This window comes from Streptomyces neyagawaensis (assembly GCF_023516595.1).
Classification (GTDB): domain Bacteria; phylum Actinomycetota; class Actinomycetes; order Streptomycetales; family Streptomycetaceae; genus Streptomyces; species Streptomyces neyagawaensis.
Window position 1 is genome coordinate 1 of sequence record NZ_JAMGBG010000109.1, and the last position, 24929, is coordinate 24929.

At 70.3% G+C, this 24929-nt stretch carries 24 protein-coding genes, 1 pseudogene and 2 riboswitches; of the genes and pseudogenes, 19 read left to right on the plus strand and 6 right to left on the minus strand.

Annotated features, from left to right (window positions below):
* The 3 genes and pseudogenes from M8J73_RS33865 to gcvT all read right to left on the minus strand — a co-directional run.
* Positions 1-186, minus strand: a pseudogene (locus M8J73_RS33865) (serine hydroxymethyltransferase); the annotation flags it as partial.
* A 14-nt stretch (positions 187-200) separates the two neighbouring features.
* The gene (gene gcvH, locus M8J73_RS33870; protein WP_055537832.1) at positions 201-578 is read right to left on the minus strand and encodes a glycine cleavage system protein GcvH; all 378 of its coding nucleotides are present in this window, start codon (positions 576-578) and stop codon (positions 201-203) included.
* Positions 579-745: 167 nt separating this feature from the next.
* Positions 746-1870: a glycine cleavage system aminomethyltransferase GcvT gene (gcvT, locus tag M8J73_RS33875; RefSeq protein WP_055537831.1), complete on the minus strand. Its 1125-nt coding sequence runs from the start codon at positions 1868-1870 to the stop codon at positions 746-748.
* 71 nt (positions 1871-1941) lie between these two features.
* Positions 1942-2066, minus strand: a riboswitch (glycine riboswitch).
* Positions 2067-2164, minus strand: a riboswitch (glycine riboswitch). It lies immediately after the preceding riboswitch.
* Positions 2165-2409: 245 nt separating this feature from the next.
* Here gcvT and M8J73_RS33880 point away from each other — a divergent pair.
* The 3 genes from M8J73_RS33880 to M8J73_RS33890 all read left to right on the plus strand — a co-directional run bounded on the left by M8J73_RS33880 (position 2410) and on the right by M8J73_RS33890 (position 4992).
* The gene (locus M8J73_RS33880) at positions 2410-3084 is read left to right on the plus strand and encodes an AAA family ATPase (protein ID WP_055537830.1); all 675 of its coding nucleotides are present in this window, start codon (positions 2410-2412) and stop codon (positions 3082-3084) included.
* 149 nt (positions 3085-3233) lie between these two features.
* Positions 3234-4010 (plus strand): enhanced serine sensitivity protein SseB, encoded by a 777-nt coding sequence (locus M8J73_RS33885; RefSeq protein WP_055537829.1) that lies wholly within the window; start codon positions 3234-3236, stop codon positions 4008-4010.
* Positions 4011-4203: 193 nt separating this feature from the next.
* Entirely contained in the window at positions 4204-4992 is a 789-nt protein-coding gene (locus M8J73_RS33890; protein ID WP_055537828.1) for an enhanced serine sensitivity protein SseB C-terminal domain-containing protein, read from the plus strand.
* A 196-nt stretch (positions 4993-5188) separates the two neighbouring features.
* Here M8J73_RS33890 and M8J73_RS33895 read toward each other — a convergent pair whose 3' ends face one another.
* The gene (locus M8J73_RS33895) at positions 5189-5761 is read right to left on the minus strand and encodes a hypothetical protein (RefSeq protein WP_055537827.1); all 573 of its coding nucleotides are present in this window, start codon (positions 5759-5761) and stop codon (positions 5189-5191) included.
* Positions 5762-6399: 638 nt separating this feature from the next.
* Here M8J73_RS33895 and M8J73_RS33900 point away from each other — a divergent pair.
* The 7 genes from M8J73_RS33900 (at position 6400) to M8J73_RS33930 (ending at position 14318) form a co-directional block, all read left to right on the plus strand.
* On the plus strand, positions 6400-7398 hold the full coding sequence (locus M8J73_RS33900; protein ID WP_055537826.1) for an ABC transporter permease: 999 nt from the start codon (positions 6400-6402) through the stop codon (positions 7396-7398).
* Positions 7399-7466: 68 nt separating this feature from the next.
* The gene (locus tag M8J73_RS33905; RefSeq protein ID WP_240501112.1) at positions 7467-9221 is read left to right on the plus strand and encodes an ABC transporter substrate-binding protein; all 1755 of its coding nucleotides are present in this window, start codon (positions 7467-7469) and stop codon (positions 9219-9221) included.
* Between the two features lie 68 nt (positions 9222-9289).
* Complete coding sequence (locus M8J73_RS33910; RefSeq protein WP_055537824.1) at positions 9290-10297, plus strand: ABC transporter permease; 1008 nt, start codon at positions 9290-9292, stop codon at positions 10295-10297.
* Complete coding sequence (locus tag M8J73_RS33915; protein WP_055537823.1) at positions 10294-11388, plus strand: ABC transporter ATP-binding protein; 1095 nt, start codon at positions 10294-10296, stop codon at positions 11386-11388. Before M8J73_RS33910 ends, M8J73_RS33915 begins: the two co-directional genes overlap by 4 nt.
* Positions 11385-12662, plus strand: a complete 1278-nt coding sequence (locus M8J73_RS33920; protein WP_249829462.1) for an ABC transporter ATP-binding protein — start codon at positions 11385-11387, stop codon at positions 12660-12662. The genes M8J73_RS33915 and M8J73_RS33920 overlap by 4 nt, the downstream gene beginning before the upstream one ends.
* Before the next feature lie 78 nt (positions 12663-12740).
* Positions 12741-13400: a trimeric intracellular cation channel family protein gene (locus M8J73_RS33925; RefSeq protein WP_055538495.1), complete on the plus strand. Its 660-nt coding sequence runs from the start codon at positions 12741-12743 to the stop codon at positions 13398-13400.
* Between the two features lie 63 nt (positions 13401-13463).
* On the plus strand, positions 13464-14318 hold the full coding sequence (locus M8J73_RS33930) for a thioesterase family protein (RefSeq protein ID WP_055538496.1): 855 nt from the start codon (positions 13464-13466) through the stop codon (positions 14316-14318).
* 161 nt (positions 14319-14479) lie between these two features.
* On the opposite strand, the gene M8J73_RS33935 is transcribed toward M8J73_RS33930, so the two are convergent.
* Positions 14480-15106: a TetR family transcriptional regulator gene (locus tag M8J73_RS33935; RefSeq protein WP_055538497.1), complete on the minus strand. Its 627-nt coding sequence runs from the start codon at positions 15104-15106 to the stop codon at positions 14480-14482.
* A gap of 142 nt (positions 15107-15248) precedes the next feature.
* Between M8J73_RS33935 and M8J73_RS33940 the strand changes: the two genes are divergently transcribed.
* The 3 genes from M8J73_RS33940 to M8J73_RS33950 all read left to right on the plus strand — a co-directional run bounded on the left by M8J73_RS33940 (position 15249) and on the right by M8J73_RS33950 (position 17058).
* Positions 15249-15413 carry a hypothetical protein gene (locus tag M8J73_RS33940; protein WP_169797833.1) on the plus strand — a complete coding sequence of 55 codons (165 nt, stop codon included), beginning with the start codon at positions 15249-15251 and terminating at the stop codon, positions 15411-15413.
* Positions 15414-15466: 53 nt separating this feature from the next.
* Complete coding sequence (locus M8J73_RS33945; RefSeq protein ID WP_055538498.1) at positions 15467-15745, plus strand: hypothetical protein; 279 nt, start codon at positions 15467-15469, stop codon at positions 15743-15745.
* Positions 15746-15894: 149 nt separating this feature from the next.
* Positions 15895-17058 (plus strand): cysteine desulfurase family protein, encoded by a 1164-nt coding sequence (locus M8J73_RS33950; RefSeq protein WP_055538499.1) that lies wholly within the window; start codon positions 15895-15897, stop codon positions 17056-17058.
* Between the two features lie 36 nt (positions 17059-17094).
* Here M8J73_RS33950 and M8J73_RS33955 read toward each other — a convergent pair whose 3' ends face one another.
* The gene (locus M8J73_RS33955; RefSeq protein ID WP_055538500.1) at positions 17095-17802 is read right to left on the minus strand and encodes an N-acetylmuramoyl-L-alanine amidase; all 708 of its coding nucleotides are present in this window, start codon (positions 17800-17802) and stop codon (positions 17095-17097) included.
* A gap of 59 nt (positions 17803-17861) precedes the next feature.
* On the opposite strand from M8J73_RS33955, the gene mnmA reads away from it, so the two are divergent.
* The 6 genes from mnmA (at position 17862) to ligA (ending at position 24886) form a co-directional block, all read left to right on the plus strand.
* Positions 17862-18992: a tRNA 2-thiouridine(34) synthase MnmA gene (gene mnmA, locus M8J73_RS33960; RefSeq protein ID WP_055538501.1), complete on the plus strand. Its 1131-nt coding sequence runs from the start codon at positions 17862-17864 to the stop codon at positions 18990-18992.
* Between the two features lie 178 nt (positions 18993-19170).
* Positions 19171-20028, plus strand: coding sequence for a class I SAM-dependent DNA methyltransferase (locus M8J73_RS33965; RefSeq protein ID WP_079054805.1), 858 nt, complete (start codon positions 19171-19173; stop codon positions 20026-20028).
* A gap of 9 nt (positions 20029-20037) precedes the next feature.
* Entirely contained in the window at positions 20038-20577 is a 540-nt protein-coding gene (locus M8J73_RS33970; RefSeq protein WP_055538502.1) for an LOG family protein, read from the plus strand.
* Between the two features lie 47 nt (positions 20578-20624).
* On the plus strand, positions 20625-21314 hold the full coding sequence (locus M8J73_RS33975; RefSeq protein ID WP_079054806.1) for an SDR family oxidoreductase: 690 nt from the start codon (positions 20625-20627) through the stop codon (positions 21312-21314).
* A 311-nt stretch (positions 21315-21625) separates the two neighbouring features.
* Positions 21626-22642, plus strand: a complete 1017-nt coding sequence (locus M8J73_RS33980) for a methionine synthase (RefSeq protein ID WP_079054807.1) — start codon at positions 21626-21628, stop codon at positions 22640-22642.
* 15 nt (positions 22643-22657) lie between these two features.
* Positions 22658-24886, plus strand: coding sequence for an NAD-dependent DNA ligase LigA (gene ligA, locus M8J73_RS33985; protein ID WP_372504067.1), 2229 nt, complete (start codon positions 22658-22660; stop codon positions 24884-24886).
* The last annotated feature ends 43 nt before the right edge of the window (positions 24887-24929 follow it).

The following is a 24929-nucleotide window of genomic DNA, read 5'->3' on the forward strand; positions in this document are numbered from 1 at the left end:
GCGGCCGGGGTAGCCCTCGGCGTACTTGTTGGTGAGGACGGAGCCCTGGGCCTCGATGACGGCGAGCGGAGCGAAGTTCTCCGACGCGATCATCTCCAGGGTGGACTGCTGGCGGTGCAGCTCGGCGTCGACCGCGGCCGCGACCTCCGGGTCCAGCTCGTGCAGGGGCGTGTTCAGAAGCGACATGGTGCTACGACCTCTCAGCCGGCGATGAAGGCGGTGTACTCGTCGGCGGAGAGCAGCTCGCCCGGCTCGTCCGTGATCCGCACCTTGAACAGCCAGCCACCCTCGAAGGGGGCGGTGTTCACCAGCGACGGGTCGTTCACCACGTCCTCGTTGACCTCGGTGATCTCACCGCTCACCGGGGAGTACAGGTCGCTGACGGACTTCGTCGACTCCAGCTCGCCGCAGGACTCGCCCGCGGTCACCGTGGAGCCCACCTCGGGAAGCTGGGTGTAGACGACATCGCCGAGCGCGTTGGCCGCGTGCTCCGTGATGCCCACCGTCGAGACGCCGTCCTCGGCGGCCGACAGCCACTCGTGCTCCTTGCTGTAGCGCAGCTGCTGGGGGTTGCTCATGGCCTGAATTCTCCTGTACGCGGGGGAGTGGTGATGAATGAGGGACTGCTGGAACCGCTGTTGAACAGGGCGGATGTGCCCTTTGTCACGCTCGGGCGCACTGCCGTGCCGTTCCGCACGACGACGCCATGCCGCTTCTGAACGACGGTGAGCCGACTACGACGGTGTCACCTGGGCCGCTTGTAGAACGGCAGCGCCACGACCTCGAACGGCTCGTGGCTGCCGCGGATGTCCACAGCGACCCCGGTGGTGCCCGGGGCGGCGTACAGGGCGTCGACGTACGCCATCGCGATCGGCTTGCCCAGGGTGGGGGAGGGGGCGCCGGAGGTGACCTCGCCGATCACCTTGCCCTCGGCGACGACGGGGTACCCGGCGCGGGGGACCCGACGGCCCTCGGCGATCAGGCCGACGAGGACCGACGGGTCGTGGTGGGCGTTCTCGGCGGCCTCGCGCAGGGCCGCGCGGCCCACGAAGTCGCCCTCCTTCTCGAACTTCACCACCCGGCCGAGCCCGGCGTCGAACGGCGTCAGTTCGGTGGTCAGCTCGTGCCCGTACAGGGGCATGCCCGCCTCCAGGCGCAGCGTGTCCCGGCAGGACAGGCCGCACGGCACCAGGCCGACGCCCTCGCCCGCCTCGGTCAGCGCCTGCCACAGTTCCACGGCGTGCTCCGGCTTCACGAACAGCTCGAAGCCGTCCTCGCCGGTGTACCCGGTCCGCGCGATCAGCGCCGGGACGCCGGCGACCGTGCCGGGCAGGCCCGCGTAGTACTTCAGGCCGTCCAGGTCGGCGTCGGTCAGCCCCTTCACGATGCCGGGAGACTCGGGTCCCTGGACCGCGATCAGCGCATACGCGTCCCGGTCGTCGCGGACCTCGGCGTCGAACCCGGCCGCCCGCTCGACCAGGGCGTCCAGCACCACCTGGGCGTTGGAGGCGTTCGCGACGACCATGTACTCGGTGTCCCCGAGGCGGTAGACGATCAGGTCGTCGAGGATGCCGCCGTCCTCGCGGCAGATCATGGTGTAGCGGGCGCGGCCCGTCTTCACGCCGCCGATGTTCCCGACGAGGGCGTAGTCGAGGAGCGCGGCCGCCTGGGGGCCGGTGACGGTGATCTCGCCCATGTGGGAGAGGTCGAACAGCCCGGCACGGGTCCGTACGGCGTTGTGCTCGTCGCGCTCGGAGCCGTAGCGCAGGGGCATGTCCCAGCCCGCGAAATCGGTCATCGTCGCGCCGAGCGAGCGATGCAGGGCATCGAGCGCGGTACGGCGCGGTCCGGCGGTGGGGCTACTGCTCATCGGTTCTGCTCCCAGGGCGATGGGGTCCCTCTCGCGCGGGCGAAGCCGGGCGTGGGGGAAGGCGAGGACGTTCCTCCCCATCTGTCATCGGAACCTGAGAGGTTCACCACGACCGTACGTCCTGATGACGCGGCGATGGTCGCGGTTTGCACCTTGGGTGGAGCCACTGGCACAGCGGCTCGCTTTTCAGATGTGCCTCGCCCGCGCGGTATCTGGGCCTGAGAGATTCAAGGGAGGGACTTGCTCCTTCGGCGCCCCAGCGAAGACTGCTGGGAGCTCTCCCGCGCGGATTCAAGCGGCCGGTATGCAGTTGGCGCGCACATCATTGCACGCATCGGCGCGGCACGGCAGGGGGAGGTTCCGGGGCGGGGGAGGTGTCGGGCCGGGCGCCCCGGTCCCGGGCGGTGCATCAATTCGGGGGACAGACACAGCGGTCCGTTGCACTCTTGTGGCAATACGAGGACTGAATCAGGAGGGATCGGGCATTACCTTCTCTTTACAGTCTGTGGGGATGGGTCTCCCGACCCCTGGGGAGGACGATCACGGTGAACAGGACCACGGCGTACGCGACGACCTCGGGCCTCGCCCTGCCCGAGCAGCCCGCCGGCCCGGCCGCCGCGGCCTGCGGCCCCTTCCCGAGGGCGGTCGTCCGCGACCTCAGGGAGCGCTCCGGACGCAGTCCGCGCGTGCTCTCGTTCGCGCCGGTCGACCTCGTGGTCGTCACCGGGCTCCCGGGCAGCGGCAAGTCGACCCTGATGCGGCGCACGGTGCCGGGACCGCGGATCGACTCCCAGGACACGCGTGACCGCTTCGACGCGCGTCTGGCGCGCGTCCTGCCGTACGCCGTGTACCGGCCGTTCGTGCGCCTCGCGCACTACGCCGGGCTCCGGCGTGCGCTGCGCTCCGGCGAGGGCGTCGTCGTGCACGACTGCGGGGCCCAGGCGTGGGTGCGGCGCTGGCTCGCCCGGGAGGCCGTCCGCAGGGGCGGCACCCTCCATCTGCTGCTGCTCGACGTCACCCCCGGCGAGGCGCGGGACGGACAGCGGGAGCGGGGACGCGGGGTGTCCCGGTACGCCTTCGCCCGGCACCGGGGGGCGATGACCCGGCTGCTGCGGTCCGTGGAGGAGGGGCGCCTGCCGGAGGGCTGCGGTTCGGCGGTGCTGATCGACCGGGCCGCGGCGGACGCGCTCAGCCGGATCGGCTTCGACGGCTGAGAATCGGCTTTCCACGGCTGGGAGCGGGCCCGCCCGCGGAGGCGGGCAGGGCCGTGACCCGAGGGCGGCCGCCGGGCCGTCCCCTTTGTCGGCGGGGGGCATTAAGGTGCAGGGACAACAGCATCACGGAGTAAAGCGGTAGGCGGCAGATGGACTTCCCGGCGGACTTCCCGGCACAGGCACACCCCCATGGACACGGCGGGTGGCCCGGCAATGAGCTGGAGGAGGTGCTGTCCGCCTCCCTCGGGGTGCCGGGGGCCGGCCCGCGCATCGTCGAGGTGCTGGCCCGCAGCTTCGTGTGGGTGCCGCTGCCCGAGGGCGGGGGACGGCACAGCCGCGAGCTGGATCTGCCGACGATGGAGCTGGACGGCCAGGTGTACGTGCCGGTGTTCAGCTCCGAGGAGCAGTTCCGCCAGGTCGTCGGCAGCCACATGTCGTTCACGATCGCCCCGGCCGTCGAGTTCGCCCGCGGGCTGCCCCCGCAGGTCGGCCTCGCCCTGAACCCGGACGGCGTCGTGGGCATCCCGCTGCCGCCGCCCGCCGTGGCCGAGCTGTGCCGGGCCGCCCGGACCCCGCTGGACGGGTCGGCGAGCGGCGCCCGGGTCCGCCTGTTCGAACCGGACTGGCAGGACGACCCGGTGGACTTCCTCGCCGCGGCCTCCGCCGAGTTCGCCGCGACCGGCGTCGTCCTCAGCGCCCGCCGCTGCCTCGCCGCCATCGAGACCGCCGACCCCGTCATGTTCATCGGCGTCGACCTGGTCTCCTGGGAGGCGGACCGGACCCTCCCGCTGGACGCCCTCGGCCGCGCCCTCGGCAAACAACCGGTGGCCTGGCCGGTCAACATGGTCTTCCTGGACGTGGCCCAGGACCCGGTGGGCGACTGGCTCCGCGAGAAGGTCCGCCCCTTCTACCAACAGGGCTACTGACACCCGCCCCCGACAGGGCGCGGGGCGGCGGCGTCGGCGGCTCCGCCGCGGGGCGCGACCAGCCACGACGACACCGGGGCCCGCGACGTACAGCAAGCCCCGAGCCCTGACCGGCTCGACCCGCACACCACCTAAGCTGGTTTTCCACAACCAGGGTCCGACACCACCAGCTCCAAACCGAAGGGCGGCTGACGTGAGCGCGAGCGGCACGGCGACCGGGCAGGTCGAGCACATGCTGCGCCAGGTGACGCCGGGGCGTTACGACGCCTACGAGGCGTTGCTGCGTGCCCTCGCGACCCCCGCCACCGGCCAGGTCTGGATGCTCCTGTGGCACGGCCAGGCCGGCTCCCCCGACGCCCAGTACGGGAACATGGAGGTGGACGGGTTCAACTACGCGCCCTGCGTCACCTCCGCCCAGGAGCTCTCCGCCAGCGGCTGGAACCGCAGTTACGAGGTCGTCGACGGCCTCGACGTGGCCCGCACGCTCTACCCCGACCACTACGGACTCTGGCTCAACCCGCACGCCCCGGGCGGCGGGGTCGGCATTCCCTGGCTGGATCTGCGCCGGATCGCGACGGGTCTGGAGCGGCAGCCCGCGGGCCCGCTGCGGCTGTCCGAGCCGGGCATCGAGCTCCCGCAGTTCTACGCCCTGCTCACGCAGAACGCCCACCGCACCCCGGCCGTGCGCTCGCTGCGCCGCGCCTGGGTGCAGCCCTCGCTCGGCGCGCCCTATCTGGCGATCGGCCTCGACGTGTACGACACCTCACCGCCCGCCGTCGACTCGGTGCGCGCGATGATGCAGCAGTCCATCGGTGCCGTCCCGGACGGGCTGCCCGTCTCCACGGTCGCCATGTCCGACGAGTACGACCCGGTCGCGATGTGGCTGCGGGCCGCCGCCCGCCCCTTCTACGACCGCGAGGCCCACGGCGCCCCGGCCCAGGCCCCGGCCGCCGGCGGCTACGGCTACCCGGGCGGCTACTGACCCGGTACGGCGGGAGCCCCCGGCCCCGGTCCGGTTCGAACACGAACCTTCCCGGAGCCGGGGGCTCCGTCATGCGCTCACCTGCCCCCGTGCCGGTGAACGCCGCTCATTTATTCTTTTGCGCGTTTTCCTTGGTGGCGCACTTTCGTTCACGGGCCCGGGAACGGAGGCGCGCTTTTCCGGAAAGCCGCCGGAATTACGGCTTCGGCGTGCAGGAGGCCTGCCGCGTCTGGCATTCCGCGAAGTGCAGGGAAGAAGTGATTCCCTTCAGAATGCCGACGATCTCGATACGGTCGTGCTTGCAGTTGCCGAGCTCGCGCCAGCGCTCGACCTGGAACTTCTGGTACTCGACCATCGGCTGGGTGTAACCCCGCTTGCCCGGGTCGACCGTCATACGGTTGGTGACGGTGCGGCCCTTGGCGACGGACTTGGCCACCTCGTACTTGGTCTTGGCCTCGACCTGGGCGATGCCCCAGCCCACGCTGGCGCTGGCCTCGCCGCCCCAGGTCGTCGTACGGGTCTTGGTGGTCTTGACCGAGTAGACCAGGGTGGACTTGCTGGAGCTGCTGTTGCGCTTGCTGACCACCGGTCCGCGGGAGGCGTACCACGGCGTGCCGAGCTTGATCACCTTGGAGTAGGTGTAGCCCTCGCAGCGCATGGGGGCCTGGTCGGCGGCGCTCGCCGTGGCCGGCAGGGCCGTGAACGCACCGGTGACGAGCGCGGTCGTCGCGAACGTCGCGGAAAGAGCACGCTTGTTGCGCAGATTCATTTGTATCCCCGTTTTCCCCGTTGACCCGGTCAATTCATTTCGATGTCCGGGGGAGTGGGTCGGTCCGCCCCGGCGGATATGAAGTTAGTGGGCCGTCGAGACGGCTCGCAATGGGCCGGGGATTCTGTTACGAAGCAACACTCAGACGAACCTCAAATACCTGGAAAATGATCGGTCGAGTGGCCGACGGCATGTGTTCTTCGCCCGAATTGCCACACACTCGAAGGGGGTGATTGCGGGTGATCTGGACATGGCGAACTCGTTCTGTGACCTGGGTCACTTGTAACAGTCCGTCCGGTGTCGCTCACCCGCATGCGATGTTCGGATTCCGGAACCCTGCTGGCCACATCACGGTTACGCATACATTCGCCGCCGGGTCTGGTGCCTGATCGCGCCACCGTTGAAGACTCCCCCAGAGCGGTGGGGGGTCGGCCGAACGTGCTGTTCATATGGTGGGGTTCAGTGTCGTATTCGCCTCTCCCCCCGAACGGCCCGACGAGACAGCGACGTTGACACCGGGTCATGGGCAGGAACCAACGCGAGAGAACGACGGCAGTAGTGGCAACGGACCGCACCGCAGACCCGGGCGGCCGCCAAGCACAGTCGGCAACCACCGGCACGGGCAAGCACGAGGGACGATGACCGCACCCATTGAGACGACCGGATCGCAGGCCGAGGCACAGCCCGAGGCCGTGCTGGAAGGTGTCGAGGCCAAGAGGATCGAGGGCCGTTCGCTCGGCCAGATCGCCTGGACCCGCTTCAAGCGCGACAAGGTGGCGGTGGCCGGCGGAGTCGTCGTGGTCCTGCTGATCCTGATCGCGGCCCTCTCCCGGCCGCTGCAGTCGCTGCTCGGACTCGACCCCAACGCCTTCAACCAGGACCTGATCGACCCCAACACCTCCCTGCCGAAGGGTGACTTCGGCGGGATGAGCTGGGACCACCCGCTCGGTGTCGAGCCGAAGTTCGGCCGCGACATCCTTGCGCGCATCCTGGAGGGCTCCTGGGTCTCCCTGGTCGTCGCCTTCGGCGCGACGGTTCTCTCCAACGCCATCGGCACCGTGCTCGGCCTCCTCGCCGGCTACTACGGCGGCCGGGTCGACTCGATCATCAGCCGGCTGATGGACACCTTCCTGGCGTTCCCGCTGCTGCTGTTCGCCATCGCCATCTCCGCCACGCTCCAGGGCGGCGCCTTCGGCCTCGAAGGACTCCCCCTGCACATCTCGGTGCTCATCTTCGTGATCGGCTTCTTCAACTGGCCGTACATGGGGCGCATCGTCCGTGCCCAGACCTTGGCGCTGAGGGAACGTGAGTTCGTCGACGCCTCCCGGGGGATGGGGGCCGCCGGGCCGTACATCCTCTTCAAGGAACTGCTGCCGAACCTCGTCGCGCCGATCATCGTCTACTCGACGCTGCTGATCCCGACCAACATCATCTTCGAGGCCTCCCTGAGCTTCCTCGGTGTCGGTATCCGCCCGCCTCAGGCCTCCTGGGGCGGAATGCTCGACGACGCGAAGGACTTCTTCGAAGTCGACCCGCAGTTCATGGTCGTTCCCGGCCTCGCGATCTTCATCACGGTGCTGGCCTTCAACCTCCTCGGTGACGGCCTCAGGGACGCCCTCGACCCCCGCAGCCGCTGACGTCCGCGGTCGCGGGCACCCGTCGCGTCCTGCTCAACTGTCCAACTACGAAGGGGAAACAGACCATCATGCGAAGGTCAGCAATGGCCGCGATCGCGGCCGTCAGCAGTGCCGGCTTGCTCCTGTCGGCCTGCAGCAAGGCCGATGACAGCTCGGACGACACCACCAAGAGCGCGGGTGCCAACGCCGCGACCAAGGAGGTCGTGAACGCGTCCACCAAGAAGGGCGGCACGGTCACCTACGCGAGCTCCGACGCTCCCGAGTCCCTCGACCCGGGCAACATGTACTACGCGTACGGGTTCAACTTCAGCCGCCTCTACGCGCGTCCGCTGATGACCTTCAAGCCCGGCCCCGGCGAGAAGGGCAACGAGCTCGTCCCGGACCTCGCCGAGGCCGCGGGCGTGCCCAGCGACGGCGGCAAGACCTGGACGTACAAGATCCGCCAGGGCGTGAAGTTCGAGGACGGCACGGTCGTCACCTCGAAGGACGTCAAGTACGCGGTCGAGCGCTCCAACTTCGCGCGTGACGTGCTCTCCTCCGGCCCCAACTACTTCCAGCAGCTGCTGGACGGCGGGGACAAGTACAAGGGCCCGTACAAGGACAAGAGCGAGAAGGGCATAGCGTCCATCGAGACGCCGGACGACAACACCATCGTCTTCAAGCTCAACAAGCCCTTCGCCGACTTCGACTTCCTGGCGAGCCAGCCCCAGACGGCCCCGGTGCCGCGCGCCAAGGACACCGGCGTCGACTACACCAAGAAGGTCGTGTCGACCGGCTCGTACAAGTTCGAGAAGTACGACGAGGGCAGGCAGATCGTCCTGACCCGCAACCCCGAGTGGGACGCGAAGACGGACCCGCTGCGCAAGCAGTACCCGGACAAGATCGTCGTGAACCTGAAGGTCAACAAGGCCACCATCGACAAGGATGTGATGGCCGGCGACACGATGATCGACATCCAGGGCACGGGTGTCGACGCCCAGACCCAGGCGCAGCTCGTCAACGACAAGGACAAGCTCGCCAACACGGACAACGCGCTCGGTGGCCGCCTCATCTACACGGCGATCAACACGCAGCAGAAGCCGTTCGACAACGTCGAGTGCCGCAAGGCCGTGCAGTACGCGATCAACAAGGTCGCCGTGCAGACCGCCATGGGCGGCCCGATCCGCGGTGACATCGCCTCCACGGTCCTGCCGACCGACGTCCCGGGCTACGAGAAGTACGACCTCTACGCCACCAAGGGCAACAAGGGCGACGAGGCCAAGGCCAAGGAGCACCTGAAGGCCTGTGGCCAGGAGAAGGGCTTCAAGACCGCCATCTCCGCCCGTACCGACCGCCAGGGTGAGGTCGACGCGGCCACCGCGATCGTCGGCGCGCTGAAGAAGGTCGGCATCGACGCCGAGATCAAGCAGTTCCCGTCGGGCAAGTACTTCTCCGACTACGCGGGCGTGCCGAAGTTCAACAAGAAGCAGAACATCGGCCTGATCATGATGCAGTGGGGCTCCGACTGGCCGACCGGCTACGGCTTCCTGCAGCAGATCGTCCACGGCAAGGCCATCGGCCAGTCCGGCAACACCAACCTGTCGGAGCTGAACGACCCGGAGATCAACAAGCTGCTCGACGACGCGATCGGCAACACCGACGAGGCCGCCCGCACCGCCGCGTACACCCAGGTCGACAAGAAGGTCATGGAGCAGGCCGCCATCGTGCCGCTGACCTACTTCAAGGTCCTGCTGTACCGCTCGCCGTACGCCACCAACGTGGTGTCGTCGTCCGCCTTCAGCGGCCAGTACGACTACCTCAACATCGGTACCACCAAGCAGTAGCCCCGGAAGGCAGGTGAAGGCATTGGCGCCCGCGGGTTCGTCACCCGCGGGCGCCGGCGCCGGTCCTCGTGATCTCGTACATCATCCGCCGGACGATCGCAGCGGTGATCCTGCTGCTGGTCGTCACCGCGGTCACCTTCGGCATCTTCTTCATCCTGCCGAAGCTCGCAGGGCAGACCGCCGACCAGCTGGCGCAGCAGTACATCGGCAAGAACCCCACGCCCGCGGACATCGCCGCCGTCAAGGCGAACCTGGGCCTGGACCAGCCGGTGTACGTCCAGTACTGGGAGTTCATCAAGGGGATCGTCTCCGGCGCCACCTACGACCTCGGTCCGACCACGGTCCAGTGCAACGCCCCCTGCTTCGGCTACTCCTTCAAGGACCACCTGGAGGTCTGGCCCCAACTGACCCAGCGGCTTCCGGTCACCCTGTCGCTGGCCGTCGGCGCCGCCGTGCTGTGGCTGCTGGGCGGTATCGCCGCCGGTGTGGTCTCCGCGCTCAAACCGGGCTCGTTCTTCGACCGCTCCGCCATGGGCGTGGCGCTCGCGGGCGTGTCCCTGCCCATGTTCTTCACCGGTCAGCTGGCGCTGCTGCTGTTCAGCTACAAGCTGGAGATCTTCGGCAGGACGTACGTCCCCTTCACGGAGAACCCCTCGCAGTGGGCCAACACCCTCTTCCTCCCCTGGTGTTCGCTGGCCCTCCTCTACTCCGCCATCTACGCCCGGCTCACCCGCTCGGGCATGCTGGAGACGATGAACGAGGACTTCATCCGCACCGCGCGGGCCAAGGGCCTGCGGGAGCGCAAGGTGGTCGTCCGGCACGGTCTGCGGGCCGCGCTGACCCCGCTGGTGACGGTCTTCGGCATGGACATCGGTCTGCTGCTCGGCGGTGCCGTCATCACCGAGACCGTGTTCTCCCTGCACGGCATCGGCGAGTACGCGGTCCAGTCGATCACCACCAACGACCTGCCCCCGATCCTCGGGGTGACCCTGCTCGCGGCGTTCTTCGTCGTCTTCATGAACCTTGTGGTGGACCTGCTGTACGCCACGATCGACCCGCGGGTGAGGCTCTCGTGACCGAACTGTCCAAGACCGGGGCCGCCGTCGGCGAGCCCGTACGCAGCGGGGACGCCCCCGACGCGTTCCTCGAGGTGCGCGACCTCAAGGTGCACTTCCCGACCGACGACGGCCTGGTCAAGTCCGTCGACGGCCTCTCCTTCCAGCTGGAGAAGGGCAAGACCCTCGGCATCGTGGGCGAGTCCGGCTCCGGCAAGTCGGTGACCTCGCTGGCCATCATGGGTCTGCACCGGCTCGGCGCGCGCGGCAAGAACGTGCGGATGTCCGGCGAGATCTGGCTCGACGGCAAGGAACTGGTCTCCGCCTCACCCGACGAGGTCCGCCGGCTGCGCGGCCGCGAGATGGCGATGATCTTCCAGGACCCGCTGTCCGCGATGCACCCGTACTACACGGTCGGCAACCAGATCGTGGAGGCGTACCGCGTCCACCACGACGTCGACAAGAAGACCGCCCGCAGGCGCGCCGTCGAACTCCTCGACCGCGTCGGCATCCCGGAGCCGCACAAGCGGGTCAACGCCTACCCGCACGAGTTCTCCGGCGGTATGCGCCAGCGCGCCATGATCGCCATGGCCCTGGTCAACAACCCCGAACTGCTGATCGCCGACGAGCCCACCACCGCCCTGGACGTGACCGTCCAGGCGCAGATCCTGGACCTCATCCGCGACCTGCAGAAGGAGTTCGGCTCCGCGGTCATCATCATCACGCACGACCTCGGCGTGGTCGCCGAGATCGCCGACGACATCCTCGTGATGTACGGCGGCCGCTGCGTCGAGCGCGGACCGGTCGACGACATCTTCTACCAGCCGCAGCACCCCTACACCTGGGGCCTGCTCGGCTCGATGCCCCGCATCGACCGCGAGCAGACCGACCGGCTCATCCCGGTCAAGGGCCAGCCGCCCAGCCTCATCAATGTCCCCTCGGGCTGCGCCTTCAACCCGCGCTGCCCCTACGCGGACGTCCCCAAGGACAACGTCACCCGCACCGAGCGCCCCGAACTGCGTGAGGTCGGCGGCAGGCACTTCACCGCCTGCCACCTGTCGCAGGAGGACCGCACGCGGATCTGGAACGAAGAGATTGCGCCGAAGCTGTGAGCGAGACTGAGACCCGGGCCGCCGTGCCGGCCCCGCGCGCCGAAGAGAAGCCGCTGCTCAAGGTCGAGGGCCTGGTCAAGCACTTCCCCCTCAAGAAGGGCCTGCTCCAGCGGCAGGTCGGGGCGGTCAAGGCCGTCGACGGCATCGACTTCGAGGTGCGCCGGGGCGAGACCCTCGGTGTCGTCGGCGAGTCCGGCTGCGGCAAGTCGACCATGGGCCGGCTCATCACCCGGCTCCTGGAGCCCTCCGGCGGGCGGATCGAGTTCGACGGCCAGGACATCACGCACCTCAACACGTCGGGCATGCGTCCGCTGCGCCGCGACGTGCAGATGATCTTCCAGGACCCGTACGGCTCGCTGAACCCCCGGCACACCATCGGCACGATCGTCTCGGCGCCGTTCAAGCTCCAGGGCGTCGAGCCCGAGGGCGGTGTGAAGAAGGAGGTCCAGCGCCTCCTGGAGCTGGTGGGCCTCAGCCCCGAGCACTACAACCGCTACCCGCACGAGTTCTCCGGCGGTCAGCGCCAGCGCATCGGCATCGCCCGCGCCCTCGCTCTCAAGCCCCGTATGGTCGTGGCCGACGAGCCGGTCTCCGCACTCGACGTGTCCATCCAGGCACAGGTCGTCAACCTCATGGACGACCTCCAGGACGAGCTGGGTCTCACGTACGTGATCATCGCGCACGACCTCTCCGTCGTCCGCCATGTCTCGGACCGCATCGCGGTGATGTACCTCGGCAAGATCGTCGAGCTCGCCGACCGGGACGCGCTCTACCAGTCGCCGATGCACCCGTACACCAAGGCCCTGCTGTCGGCGGTGCCGATCCCGGACCCGAGGCGGCGCGGCGCCAAGAGCGAGCGCATCCTGCTCAAGGGCGATGTGCCCTCGCCCATCTCGCCGCCGAGCGGCTGCCGCTTCCACACCCGGTGCTGGAAGGCCACGGAGGTCTGCCGGACCACCGAGCCGCCGCTCGCCGAGCTGAAGCCGGGCCAGCGGGTCGCCTGCCACCACCCGGAGAACTTCGACGACCAGCAGCCCCAGGACGTCGTCCTGCTGGCCGCCGCCAAGGAGGCGGGCGAGCTGGTGCCCGACGAGGTACTGGCCCAGTCGGCGGAGACGTCCGCGGCGGTCGCGGCGGAGGTGGAGGCCGCGGCCGGCGCTGAGGCCGCAGCCGGCGGGGAGGCCGCAGCCGGCGCTGAGGCCACGGAGACGGCTGAGGCTCCGGCTGAGGGGCCCGCTGAGACCGAGGTCGCCAAGGAGCCCGGCGACAAGTAGCAAGTAAGAAGTAAGACCAGATCGAGCCCCCGCCTTGCAATGTAAGGCGGGGGCTCGTTGTTGCGTCACAATATATGGGTGCTCCAGCAACTGTTCACCCCGTCCGTCCAGCATGCGCTCGATCTGATCGGCATCTTCGTCTTCGCGATCTCCGGCGCGCTGTTGGCCGTGCGCAAGAACTTCGACGTCTTCGGCATCGCCGTCCTCGCCGAGGTCACCGCGCTCGGCGGCGGTCTCTTCCGGGACCTGGTCATCGGGGCCGTGCCGCCGGCCGCCTTCACCGACCTCGGCTACTTCATCACCCCGCTGTTCGCCGCCCTGCTGGTGTTCTTCCTCCATCCGGAGGTCGAGCGCATCCAGAACGGGGTGAACGTCTTCGACGCGGCCGGTCTCGGCCTGTTCTGTGTCACCGGCACGACGAAGGCGTACGAGTACGGGCTGGGTCTCACCGCCTCGGCGGCCCTCGGCCTCGCCACGGCGGTCGGCGGCGGTGTGCTGCGGGACGTGCTCGCCAACGAGGTGCCCTCGCTGCTGCGCTGGGACCGTGATCTGTACGCGGTGCCCGCGATGGTCGGCGCCTGCCTGGTCGTCCTCTGCATCCGCTATGACGCGCTCAACCCCTTCACCTCCGGCTTCGCGGTGGTCACGGCCTTCGTGCTGCGGCTGCTGGCGATGCGGTACCACTGGCGGGCGCCGCGCGCGTGGAACCGGCGCTCGGCGGCGGTGGAGGAGGGATGAGCGGAAACGTCGCCGCAACAAGAAAAGCTACCGCTTAGTAATGGGCTGTTGTACGGTTCACCCATGCCCGAAGCAGCTTCCGTACAGGCCACCGTCGGCGACAGCGAGTTCGACCGCGACACCGCGGTCCGCCGACGGGAACCCGGCGTCTACGACGCGGACCTCTCCGCCGGCTGGACGATCATCAGTGCCGTCAACGGCGGCTACCTGCTGGCCATGCTGGGCCGCGCCCTCGCGGACACGCTCCCGCACGCCGACCCGTTCACGGTCTCCGCGCACTACCTGACCGCCTCCCAGCCCGGCCCCGCCGTCATCCGCACGGACGTCGTCCGCACCGGCCGGACCCTGTCGACCGGCCAGGCGTCCCTCCTCCAGTACGACGACGAGGGCCGCGAGATCGAGCGGATCCGCGTCCTCGCCTCCTACGGCGACCTCGGCTCCCTCCCGGACGACGTCCGTACGACGGCGAAGCCGCCCGCGATCCCGCCGATCGAGCAGTGCTTCGGCCCGGACGACGCGCCCGCCCCGGTCCCCGGCAGCTCCGCCATCACCGACCGGCTGTTCCTCAAGCTGGACCCGTCGACCCTCGGCTGGGCCCTCGGCGCACCGTCGGGGAACGGCGAGATGCGTGCCTGGTTCGGACTCGCCGACGGTCGTGACCCGGACCCCCTGTCGCTGCTCCTCGCGGTGGACGCGCTGCCGCCGACCGCCTTCGAGCTGGGCATCTCCGGCTGGGTCCCGACGGTCGAACTGACCGTGCACGTGCGGTGCCGCCCGGCGCCCGGACCGCTGCGGGTCTCCATCACCACCCGCAATCTCGCCGGTGGCTTCCTGGAGGAGGACGCCGAGGTCTGGGACAGCGCCGACCGCCTGGTAGCGCAGTCACGGCAACTGGCCCGCGCACGGCTCACGGGCTGAGCGCGCGGCTCACGGGCTGAGCGCGCGGCCGGTCGGGGGGCCGGCCGCGCGCAAAGGGCCGGGGCCCCGTCGGAAGCCCTTTCGGCGCGTCCAAGGGCGCGCCCGGCGGCTGTGGCGGACCGGCGGCTGTAGCGGCCCCCCGGCGGCGCCTCGTCCGTTCCTCAGTCGAGCCAGTGGCGGCAGCCGATGCTGATCAGCCGCATCCGGCGGCCCGCGAGGCGGGTCACGCGTTCACGCTCCGCCTCGGGGCCGTCGTGGGTCTCCAGGAACAGGGAGGCCGTCGCCAGCATCTGATCGACGTACAGACCGGCGAGCATCAACCGGTCGTCGTCGCTCCAGCCGGCGGTCTCGGGCCGCTTGGCCAGATCGTCGCCCACCTCCTCGGCGAACCGGGCCAGTTGCCCCTGGATCGCCTCCCGCACCGGCTGGACACCTCCGTGCCGCTCGCGCGCGATAAAGCGGACGTGAGCGGGGTACGCGTCCACATGACGGGCGATCAGCTCGACGGCGCGCCGGATCAGTTCGTCACTGTCGCCGACCGCCGACATCAGATCCCCGAGGACGAGGTGCAGGCTCCCCAGCGCCTCCTCGACCAGCGCGACACCGAGGTCCGCGGTCGAGCGGAAGTGCCGGTAGAACGCGGTCGGCGCCACCCCCACGGCCCGGGTGACCTCGCGAAGGCCCAGGCTGCTGAGGCTCTGCTCCTCCAGCAGGGCGAGCGCGGCGTCCATGAGCGCCTGCCGGGTCCGCTGTTTCTGCGCCTGCCGGACGCCGAAAGTGTGACTCATGCCATGCAGTTAACAACTGTTCTCTGTAATTGCAAAGCCGGGCAACGCGTTAGACTTTGGAGTCAGTGAACAATTGTAACCACAACCGTTCACCGAAATGTCACGTCGAACCGCCCCACCCGAAACGAGAGGCACTCAAGCCATGTTGTTCCTCGTCGCCGCACTTCTGCTGCTGGGGATCGTCCTGGGCACCGTGGCCCACGTTCCGCTCTCCGTCTCCCTGGCCGCCGCGGTCGTCATCGGCGCCTGGCTGGCGGTCTTCGCCTACCGCGAGCGCCACGCCCGCCGTGGCCGGACCACCGACTGACCATCTGCGGACTTCCGTTGGAGCCCGTCCATCCCTAGGGAGCTGACCGCACCATGCAACTGACCGCCGCACCTCACACCCGTCCCGCCGCCCGCCGCCGGGGCCGCGACGCCGACGGCATGGCCGTCGCGTCCTTCGTCCTCGGCCTGCTCGGCCTCCTCGTGCTCAACCTCTTCCTCGGCCCCATCGCCATCGTCCTCGCCGCCCTCGCCCTGAAGCGCGGCACCACGAGGCGGGGCCGGGCGTTCCTCGGCCTCGGCCTGGGCGTGGCCGACCTGGTGATCCTGGCCGTTCTCACCCAGACGACGAACACGGTGTCCTGGAGCTTCTGAGCCGCACAGGACCGCCCGGACCGGGAGGGGCACCCCACACCCCGACCGCCGCGGCACCGTCGCCGTGAACGCCCTCATGGCCGGAGGTCGACCCCACCGTCGGAGCGGCCGAGGCCGGCGCGCGGCGCCCCCGTAGAATCGGGCACACCATGGCTTACCTCGACCACGCGGCGACGACCCCGATGCTCCCGGAGGCGGCGGAGGCGCTGACCGCCCAGCTGAGCGTCACCGGCAACGCCTCCTCGCTGCACGCATCCGGCCGCAGAGCCCGCCGCACCGTCGAGGAGGCCCGCGAGACCCTCGCGGAGGCCCTCGGAGCCCGCCCCAGCGAGGTCGTGTTCACCTCCGGCGGCACCGAGGCCGACAACCTCGCCGTGAAGGGGCTGTACTGGTCCCGCCGCGCCGCCGACCCCGCCCGCACCCGGGTCCTCGCGAGCCCCGTCGAGCACCACGCCGTCCTCGACGCCGTCCACTGGCTCGGCGAACACGAGGGTGCCACCGTCGAGTACCTCCCCGTCGACACCTACGGCCGCGTCCACCCCGACGCCCTGCGCGAGGCCATCGCCCGCGACCCCGACGACGTGGCGCTCGCCACCGTGATGTGGGCCAACAACGAGATCGGCACCCTCATGCCGGTCCGTGAACTCGCCGACGTCGCCGCGGAGTTCGGTGTCCCCCTGCACGCCGACGCCGTCCAGGCCTTCGGTCAGGTCCCCGTCGGCTTCGGGGACTCCGGGCTCGCCGCGATGACCGTCTCCGGCCACAAGATCGGCGGCCCGTACGGCATCGGCGCGCTCCTGCTGGGCCGCGAGTACAGCCCCGTACCGGTGCTGCACGGCGGCGGCCAGGAACGCCATGTCCGCTCCGGCACCCTCGACGTCCCGGCCGTCGCCTCCTTCGCCGTCGCCGGCCGGCTCGCCGCCGAACAACAGGAGTGGTTCGCCCGGGAGATCGGCTCCCTGCGCGACGGTCTGGTCGACGCGATCCGTACGGCCGTCCCGGACGCCCTCCTCGGCGGTGACCCGGTGGACCGCCTGCCCGCCAACGCGCACTTCTCCTTCCCCGGCTGCGAGGGCGACTCCCTGCTGCTGCTCCTCGACGCCCAGGGCATCGAGTGCTCCACCGGTTCGGCCTGCACCGCCGGTATCGCCCAGCCCAGCCATGTCCTCCTCGCCACCGGCGCCGACCCGGACCTCGCCCGCGGCACCCTCCGCTTCTCTCTCGGCCACACCTCCACGGAGGCCGACGTCGAGGCGGTCGCCAAGGCGATCGGCCCCGCGGTGGAACGAGCCCGCAACGCGGGCCTGACCTGAGGCCCGAGCCCGCGACGAGGAAGGGACGGTCACGGGTCAGGCCGGCGCCGCGCCCGAGCCCTTCGCCGCCGCGGCGCGCACCAGCTTCATGTAGCGGTCCCAGTCCCAGTGCTCGCCGGGGTCGGTGTGGTCGGTGCCCGGCACCTCGACATGGCCGATGATGTGCTCGCGGTCGAGCGGGATGTCGTAGCGCGCGCAGATCCGGGCCGTGAGACGGGCGGACGCCTCGTACATCTCGTCCGTGAAGTCCTGCGGACGGTCGACGAAGCCCTCGTGCTCGATGCCGACGCTCCGCTCGTTGTAGTCGCGGTTGCCCGCGTGGTACGCCACGTCCAGCTCGCGGATCATCTGGGTGACATGGCCGTCCTTGCGGACGATGTAGTGCGCCGCCGCCCCGTGCTTCGGATCCTGGAAGACCTTCACGGCACTGGCGAAGCTCCCCTGGGTGACATGGATGACCACCATGTCTATCCCGAAGTCGTCCGGCCGGTCCGCCAGCCGCCAGTTCGCGTCCGAGGCCGCCACCCACCTCGCGCCCGCGTAGTCGACCTCGCCCTCCTTGCGCGGCTTCGAGACGCCCGGCAACCGCCACCACGCGCGCGTCAACTCGTCACGTGCCACGACGGCCGTACCCACGGCGGCCACCGCCGTGCCGATCAGCAGGGCCCGGCGGCCCACGCGCCGGTCCCCGTCCTTGCTCCTGCTCCGGGAAGCACCGCCCCCGGACGCCGCTCTGGTGCCCACGAGCCGACAACGGATACTCGCGGGCTCCGGTTCCCGGCGCCCCGTACCCTGGATGCGTTATGACTGACACCTCGCAGCGCCCCCGCCCCCTCCGTGTCCTCGCCGCCATGTCCGGCGGGGTCGACTCCGCCGTGGCCGCCGCCCGAGCCGCGGAAGCCGGGCACGACGTGACGGGCGTCCACCTGGCGCTCTCCGCGAACCCGCAGTCGTTCCGCACGGGCGCCCGGGGCTGCTGCACCATCGAGGACTCCCGCGACGCCCGCCGCGCCGCCGACGTCATCGGCATCCCGTTCTACGTGTGGGACCTCGCCGACCGCTTCCGCGAGGACGTGGTCGAGGACTTCATCGCCGAGTACGAGGCCGGCCGCACCCCCAACCCGTGCCTGCGCTGCAACGAGAAGATCAAGTTCGCGGCCCTGCTCGACAAGGCGCTCGCCCTCGGCTTCGACGCCGTCTGCACGGGCCACTACGCCAAGGTGATCGTCCACGACGACGGCACGCGCGAGCTGCACCGCGCCTCCGACATGGCCAAGGACCAGTCGTACGTCCTCGGCGTGCTCGACGAGAAGCAGCTCGCCCACGCCCTGTTCCCGCTGGGCGACACGGTCACGACCAAGGACGAGATCCGCGCGGAGGCCGAGCGCCGGGGCCTGTCCGTCGCCAAGAAGCCCGACTCGCACGACATCTGCTTCATCGCCGACGGCGACACCCAGGGCTTCCTCGCGAGCCGCCTCGGCAAGGCGGAGGGCGACATCGTCGACGAGTCCGGCACCGTCCTCGGCACTCACGAGGGCGCGTACGGCTACACCATCGGTCAGCGCAAGGGGCTCCGCATCGGCACCCCGGCGCCCGACGGCAAGCCGCGCTACGTCCTCGACATCTCCCCGGTGAACAACACCGTCACCGTCGGCCCCGCGGCCGCCCTCGACGTCGACGGCCTCACCGCGATCAAGCCCCGCTGGTGCGGCGCCGCGCCCACCGGCCCCGGCACCTACACCGCCCAGCTGCGCGCCCACGGCGGCGAGACCGAGGTGACGGCGGAGCTGGTGGACGGCGAGCTTCGGGTCCTGTTCGGGGAGCCGGTGCGCGGCGTCGCCCCCGGCCAGGCGATCGTCCTGTACGACGGCACGCGCGTGGTGGGCTCGGCGACGATCGCGACGACCACACGCGCGAAGGCGGGCGCCGTCTGAGGGACGCCGGTGCCGTGCCGGGTGTCGCGAGCCGGTGAACCTCTCCAGCCACGGCACTGGCCTCGGCCCGGGCGTCCGCCCGTCACGAACGACTCCCTCCGGGTAGCCATCCGTCCGCGGACGGCGCAGGCTGCTGGTGAGTTCTCCCTACGGGCCGCAGGAGGCCCAGGAGGTCGCCGTGACAGCCACAGACCCGGCCGGAAGGCCGTCCGGGAAGCCGACGGCGGATCCGTCGAGGAACCGCCGCAGCCTCACCCACCGGGTCCGCTACGCCCTGCGTCACCCCAAGCGCGTGCCGGCGCACGCCCGTCGGGTGGCGCGCGACACCTGGCTGCGGCTCAAACACCGCGACCACGTCGCCTACTACCGGGCCGTGATGGCCGCCGACACCGCCCGCAGCCCCGAGGCCGCCGTCGGGCACAACCCCTCGGTCGAGAAGTGGGAACGCGTCGGCCGCATGCAGTTCGACTACCTCCTGCGGCACGGTCTGGAGCCCCGGCACCGGATGCTGGAGATCGGCTGCGGGAACCTGCGCGCCGGGCGGCTGTTCATCGACCACCTGGACGCCGGGAACTACTACGGGATCGACATCTCACCGGCCATCCTCCTGGAGGCCCAGCGCACCCTCGTCCGACAGGGCCTCCAGGCCAAACTGCCCCATCTGACGCTCGTCGCCGACCTGACCTTCGAGTTCCTGCCCGAGGCCCACTTCGACGTCGTCCACGCGCACAGCGTCTTCTCGCACTCACCGGCGCACGTCATAGAGCAGTGCTTCGCCCATGTCGGCCGCGTCCTCGCCCCCGGCGGCTTCTTCGACTTCACCTACGGCCGCACCGAGGGCAAGGAGCACCAGGTGCTGCACGAGGACTTCTACTACCGCACCGACACCCTGGTGGACCTCGCCGCGCAGTACGGCCTGACCGCCCGCTTCATGGACGACTGGGAGGAGCTCCCGCACCGCCAGTCCAAGATCCGCCTGAGCCGCCCCGCGGAGCCCGGTGACCGTCCGGGCCCCGATGTCGGTGGCACGTCCTAACGTGGAGCCATGAACATCTGCGTCTTCCTCTCCGCCGCCGACCTCGACGACCGCTACACCCGCCCCGCTCGGGAGTTCGCGAAGCTCATCGGCAAGGGGGGCCACACCCTCGTGTGGGGCGGCTCGGACGTCGGACTGATGAAGGTGGTCGCCGACGGCGTGCAGGAGGCGGGCGGCAGACTCCTCGGCGTCTCCGTGGAGTTCTTGGCGGCCAAGGCGCGGCCCGGCACCGACGAGATGGTCATCGCCCACGACCTCGCCGAGCGCAAGCGGCTCCTCCTGGAGAAGGCCGACGCGGTCGTGATCATGGTGGGCGGCACCGGCACGCTCGACGAGGCCACCGAGATCCTGGAACTGAAGAAGCACGGCCACACCGACAAGCCGGTGGTCCTCCTCAACACGGCGGGCTTCTACGACGGCCTCAAGGAGCAGTTCCGCCGCATGGAGGACGAGGGCTTCCTGCCCCGCCCCCTCACCGACCTGGTGTTCTTCGCGGAGGAGCCGGTGGGGGCGCTGGCGTACCTGGAGGAGAGCCAGGGAGTGGAGTAAGCGGGGGACGGACACCGGCCGCCCCGGGGTGATGCGAGCATGACCGCATGGCTACTCATGTGATCACCGGAGCGGGTTCCGGCATCGGCGAGGCCGTGGCCCGCCGTCTGCACGAGCGCGGCGACGAACTCGTGCTGCACGCGCGCGACGCGGGCCGCGCGAAGGAACTGGCGGCGCGGTTCCCGGGGGCGAAAACCCTGGTCGGCGATCTCGCGGACCCCGACAAGCTCTCCTGGGCGTTCTCCCACCAGACCCTGCCCGACCGGGTGGACTCCCTGCTGCACATCGCCGGGGTGATCGACCTCGGCCGGGTCGGCGACCTCACTCCCAAGTCCTGGCGCCACCAGCTCAACGTCAACCTCATCGCCCCCGCCGAGCTGACCCGGCACTTCCTGCCGCAGCTGCGCGCCGCCCGGGGCCAGGTGGTGTTCGTCAACTCCGGCTCGGGACTGCACGCCTACGCCGACTGGTCGGCCTACGCCGCCTCCAAGCACGGCCTGAAGGCCCTCGCCGACTCCCTGCGCCACGAGGAGCACGGCAACGGGGTCCGGGTCACCACGGTCTATCCCGGCCGCACGGCCAGCCCCATGCAGGCGAAGGTCCACCAGCAGGAGGGCAAGGAGTACGACCCGTCCCGGTGGATCGCGCCCGAGTCCGTCGCGACGACGATCCTCATGGCGCTGGACCTCCCCCGGGACGCCGAGGTCAACGACCTGACGGTCCGCCCCGGCCGCTGACGTGTTGCCGCCGGGCGCCCAGCGCTCGGGGGTGCGGCTTCGTCGGCGGGTGCGGGTCCTTTGTGGCTGGTCGCGCAGTTCCCCGCGCCCCTGAAAAGCACCCGGGGCTGCGCCCCGTGCTCTTCAACGGCGCCACGGGGGACGAGGGCCGGGCCGCAGGCCCAAGCCCTTCAGGGGCGCGGGGAACTGCGCGACCAGCCCCCACTCACCCGCACGAACCCACACAGCCGAAGCAGCCCTCGCCCCCCGCGGGGGTCTGGGGGCGGCAGCCCCCAGAGAACCTCGGCCCACGAACACCTACGCTTCGACGTGTGAACGAACTCTTCGACTTCGGCCCCGCCACCGGTATCGGCTCCATGCCCGGCGGCGACGCCAGAGAGGCCGCCAAGACCGTCACCGGCACCTTCGCGTGGCCGGACACGGGCATGCCGTTCCTGCCCGAACTCCCCGCCCGCGGCCCCGGCGCGGACATGATCGGCCGCACCGCCGGTCTGCTCGTCGAGCTGTACGCGCGCGTGGAGCCCAGCGGCTGGCGGCTCGGCGACCGGCCCGGACGGGACACCAGGCGGGCCGTCTCCTGGCTCGGCGAGGACCTGGACGCGCTGGAGGAGTTCACACAGGGCTACGAAGGCCCGCTCAAGGTGCAGGCCGTCGGCCCGTGGACCCTCGCCGCCGCGCTGGAGCTGAAGAACGGCGAGGCGGCCCTCTCCGACCCCGGCGCCTGCCGCGACCTCGCCGGCTCGCTCGCCGAGGGCCTGCGTCTGCACCTCGCGGAGATACGGCGCCGCGTACCCGGCGCCCGCGTCGTCCTCCAACTCGACGAGCCCTCCCTGATCGCCGTCCTGCGCGGCCAGGTGAAGACCGCCAGCGGCTACCGCACCCACCGCGCCGTCGACCGCCAGCTCATCGAGGCCACCCTCCGTGACGTCATCGGCGTCCACACCGAACCCGGGGCGGTCGTCGTGCACTCCTGCGCCCCCGACGTACCGTTCGCGCTCCTCCGCAGGGCCGGCGCCGCCGCGATCTCCTTCGACTTCTCACTGCTCACCGAGCGTGACGACGACGCGATCGGGGAAGCCGTGGAGGGCGGCACCAGGCTGCTGGCCGGTGTCGTGCCGACCACGGAGGGCCCATTGTCGGACCCTGCCGGTAGCGTCATGGGGGTCAGGACGTTGTGGCGCAGGCTGGGGCTGCATCCGGGGCTTCTCGCGGACGCCGTCACGGTCACTCCGTCGTGCGGCCTCGCCGGGGTCTCCCCGGCGTACGCGCGCCGGGCGCTCGCCCACTGCGCCCAGGCGGCGAGATCCCTCGCGGACAACCCAGAGTAACGGGAGGACAACACGGTGGCCGGCGACAAGGACGCTCAGACTGCCCCGACCGCAGCATCCGTACCCAGCGAGGCACCGGTGCCGGCCGAGGCACGGGAGAAGCACGCGCGCCTCGCCGAAGAGATCGAGGAGCACCGCTTCCGGTACTACGTGAAGGACGCCCCCGTCGTCAGCGACGCGGAGTTCGACCGGCTGCTGCGCTCCCTGGAGGCACTGGAGGAGGAACACCCCGAGCTGCGCACCCCCGACTCGCCGACCCAGAAGGTCGCGGGCGCGTACGCCACGGAGTTCACCGCCGTCCAGCACCGCGAGCGCATGCTCTCCCTGGACAACGCCTTCACCGACGAGGAGCTGGCGGCCTGGGCCGAGCGCGTCGCCAAGGACGTCGGCACCTCCGACTACCACCTGCTGTGCGAGCTCAAGGTGGACGGCCTCGCCGTCAACCTCACCTACGAGCACGGCCGTCTCACCCGCGCCGCCACCCGCGGCGACGGCCGCACCGGCGAGGACATCACGCCGAACGTCCGCACGATCGCCGAGATCCCGGACCGGCTGAAGGGCGACCGGGTCCCCGACCTCGTGGAGATCCGCGGCGAGGTCTACTTCCCGATGGACAAGTTCGCCGAGCTCAACGAGCGGCTGCTGGCGGCCGGGGACAAGCCCTTCGCCAACCCGCGCAACGCGGCCGCCGGTTCGCTGCGCCAGAAGGACCCGCGCGTCACCGCCACCCGCCCCCTGCACATGGTGGTGCACGGAATCGGCGCCCTGGAGGGCTTCGAGGGCGGCCTCAGCCGCCTCTCCCAGGCCTACGACCTGCTCAAGTCCTGGGGCCTGCCCACCGCCCGCCACAACCGTGTGGTCGACGACCTCGACGGCGTACGGGAGTTCATCGCCCACTTCGGCGAGAACCGCCACTCCGTGGAGCACGAGATCGACGGCGCGGTCGTCAAGCTCGACGAGATCCCCCTCCAGGGCCGCCTCGGCTCCACCTCCCGCGCCCCCCGCTGGGCCATCGCGTACAAGTACGCGCCGGAGGAGGTCAACACCAAGCTCGTCAACATCCGTGTGGGTGTGGGACGTACGGGCCGGGTGACGCCGTACGCCCAGGTCGAGCCGGTGACGGTCGCGGGCTCCGAGGTCGAGTTCGCCACCCTCCACAACCAGGACGTCGTCAAGGCCAAGGGCGTCCTCATCGGCGACACGGTCGTGCTGCGCAAGGCCGGTGACGTCATCCCCGAGATCCTCGGCCCGGTCGTCGACCTGCGCGACGGCACCGAGCGCGCGTTCGTGATGCCCGCCGAGTGCCCCGAGTGCGGTACGCCCCTGGCGCCCGCCAAGGAGGGCGACGTCGACCTGCGCTGCCCCAACTCCCGCAGCTGCCCGGCCCAGTTGCGTGAGCGGCTGTTCTATCTCGCCGGACGCAAGTGCCTGGACATCGAGCACTTCGGCTATGTCGCCGCCGCCGCGCTCACCAAGCCGCTGGAGCCGTCAGACCCGCCGCTGATCGACGAGGGCGACCTGTTCGACCTCACCGTCGAGCAGTTGCTGCCCATCAAGGCGTACGTCCTCGACCAGGACAGCGGTCTGCCCAAGCGCGACCCGAAGACCGGCGAGGAGAAGGTCGCCACGGTCTTCGCCAACCAGGAGGGCGCGCCCCGGAAGAACGCGGTCGCGATGCTGGAGAACATCCAGGCGGCCAAGGAGCGCCCGCTCGCGAGAATCCTCACCGGGCTGTCCATCCGGCATGTCGGACCGGTGGCCGCCGAGGCGCTCGCCCGCGCGTTCCGTTCGATCGACCGCATCGAGCAGGCCACCGAGGAGGAACTGAAGAACACCGACGGCGTCGGCCCGATCGTCGCCGCCGCGGTCAAGCAGTGGTTCGCCGAGGACTGGCACCGCGAGATCATTCGCAAATGGAAGGCGGCCGGCGTCCGGATGGAGGACGAGGGCGCCGGCGAGGACCAAGGACCCCGCCCCCTCGAAGGGCTCACCGTCGTCGTGACAGGCACGCTCGAACACCACACGCGGGACGGCGCGAAGGAGGCCCTGCAGAGCCGGGGAGCGAAAGTGACCGGCTCGGTTTCGAAGAAGACTTCGTTCGTCGTGGTCGGCGACAACCCGGGGTCCAAGTACGACAAGGCGATGCAGCTCAAGGTTCCGGTCCTGAACGAGGACGGTTTCGCGGTTCTGCTCGAACAGGGACCGGAAGCGGCGTCGGAAGTGGCGCTTTCGACCGAGGAGTAGGGGTTGAAGGCCACCCGTTCGGCGCATACCAGATGCATATGGG

What these genes read in the sequence shown, in the direction of transcription:
- gcvH (WP_055537832.1), bottom strand. Translation starts at nt 578, where the DNA reads ATGAGCAACCCCCAGCAGCTGCGCTACAGCAAGGAGCACGAGTGGCTG.
- gcvT (WP_055537831.1), bottom strand. Translation starts at nt 1,870, where the DNA reads ATGAGCAGTAGCCCCACCGCCGGACCGCGCCGTACCGCGCTCGATGCC.
- M8J73_RS33885 (WP_055537829.1), top strand. Translation starts at nt 3,234, where the DNA reads ATGGACTTCCCGGCGGACTTCCCGGCACAGGCACACCCCCATGGACAC.
- M8J73_RS33895 (WP_055537827.1), bottom strand. Translation starts at nt 5,761, where the DNA reads ATGAATCTGCGCAACAAGCGTGCTCTTTCCGCGACGTTCGCGACGACC.
- M8J73_RS33900 (WP_055537826.1), top strand. Translation starts at nt 6,400, where the DNA reads ATGACCGCACCCATTGAGACGACCGGATCGCAGGCCGAGGCACAGCCC.
- M8J73_RS33905 (WP_240501112.1), top strand. Translation starts at nt 7,467, where the DNA reads ATGCGAAGGTCAGCAATGGCCGCGATCGCGGCCGTCAGCAGTGCCGGC.
- M8J73_RS33930 (WP_055538496.1), top strand. Translation starts at nt 13,464, where the DNA reads ATGCCCGAAGCAGCTTCCGTACAGGCCACCGTCGGCGACAGCGAGTTC.
- M8J73_RS33935 (WP_055538497.1), bottom strand. Translation starts at nt 15,106, where the DNA reads ATGAGTCACACTTTCGGCGTCCGGCAGGCGCAGAAACAGCGGACCCGG.
- M8J73_RS33940 (WP_169797833.1), top strand. Translation starts at nt 15,249, where the DNA reads ATGTTGTTCCTCGTCGCCGCACTTCTGCTGCTGGGGATCGTCCTGGGC.
- M8J73_RS33945 (WP_055538498.1), top strand. Translation starts at nt 15,467, where the DNA reads ATGCAACTGACCGCCGCACCTCACACCCGTCCCGCCGCCCGCCGCCGG.
- M8J73_RS33950 (WP_055538499.1), top strand. Translation starts at nt 15,895, where the DNA reads ATGGCTTACCTCGACCACGCGGCGACGACCCCGATGCTCCCGGAGGCG.
- mnmA (WP_055538501.1), top strand. Translation starts at nt 17,862, where the DNA reads ATGACTGACACCTCGCAGCGCCCCCGCCCCCTCCGTGTCCTCGCCGCC.
- M8J73_RS33970 (WP_055538502.1), top strand. Translation starts at nt 20,038, where the DNA reads ATGAACATCTGCGTCTTCCTCTCCGCCGCCGACCTCGACGACCGCTAC.
- M8J73_RS33975 (WP_079054806.1), top strand. Translation starts at nt 20,625, where the DNA reads ATGGCTACTCATGTGATCACCGGAGCGGGTTCCGGCATCGGCGAGGCC.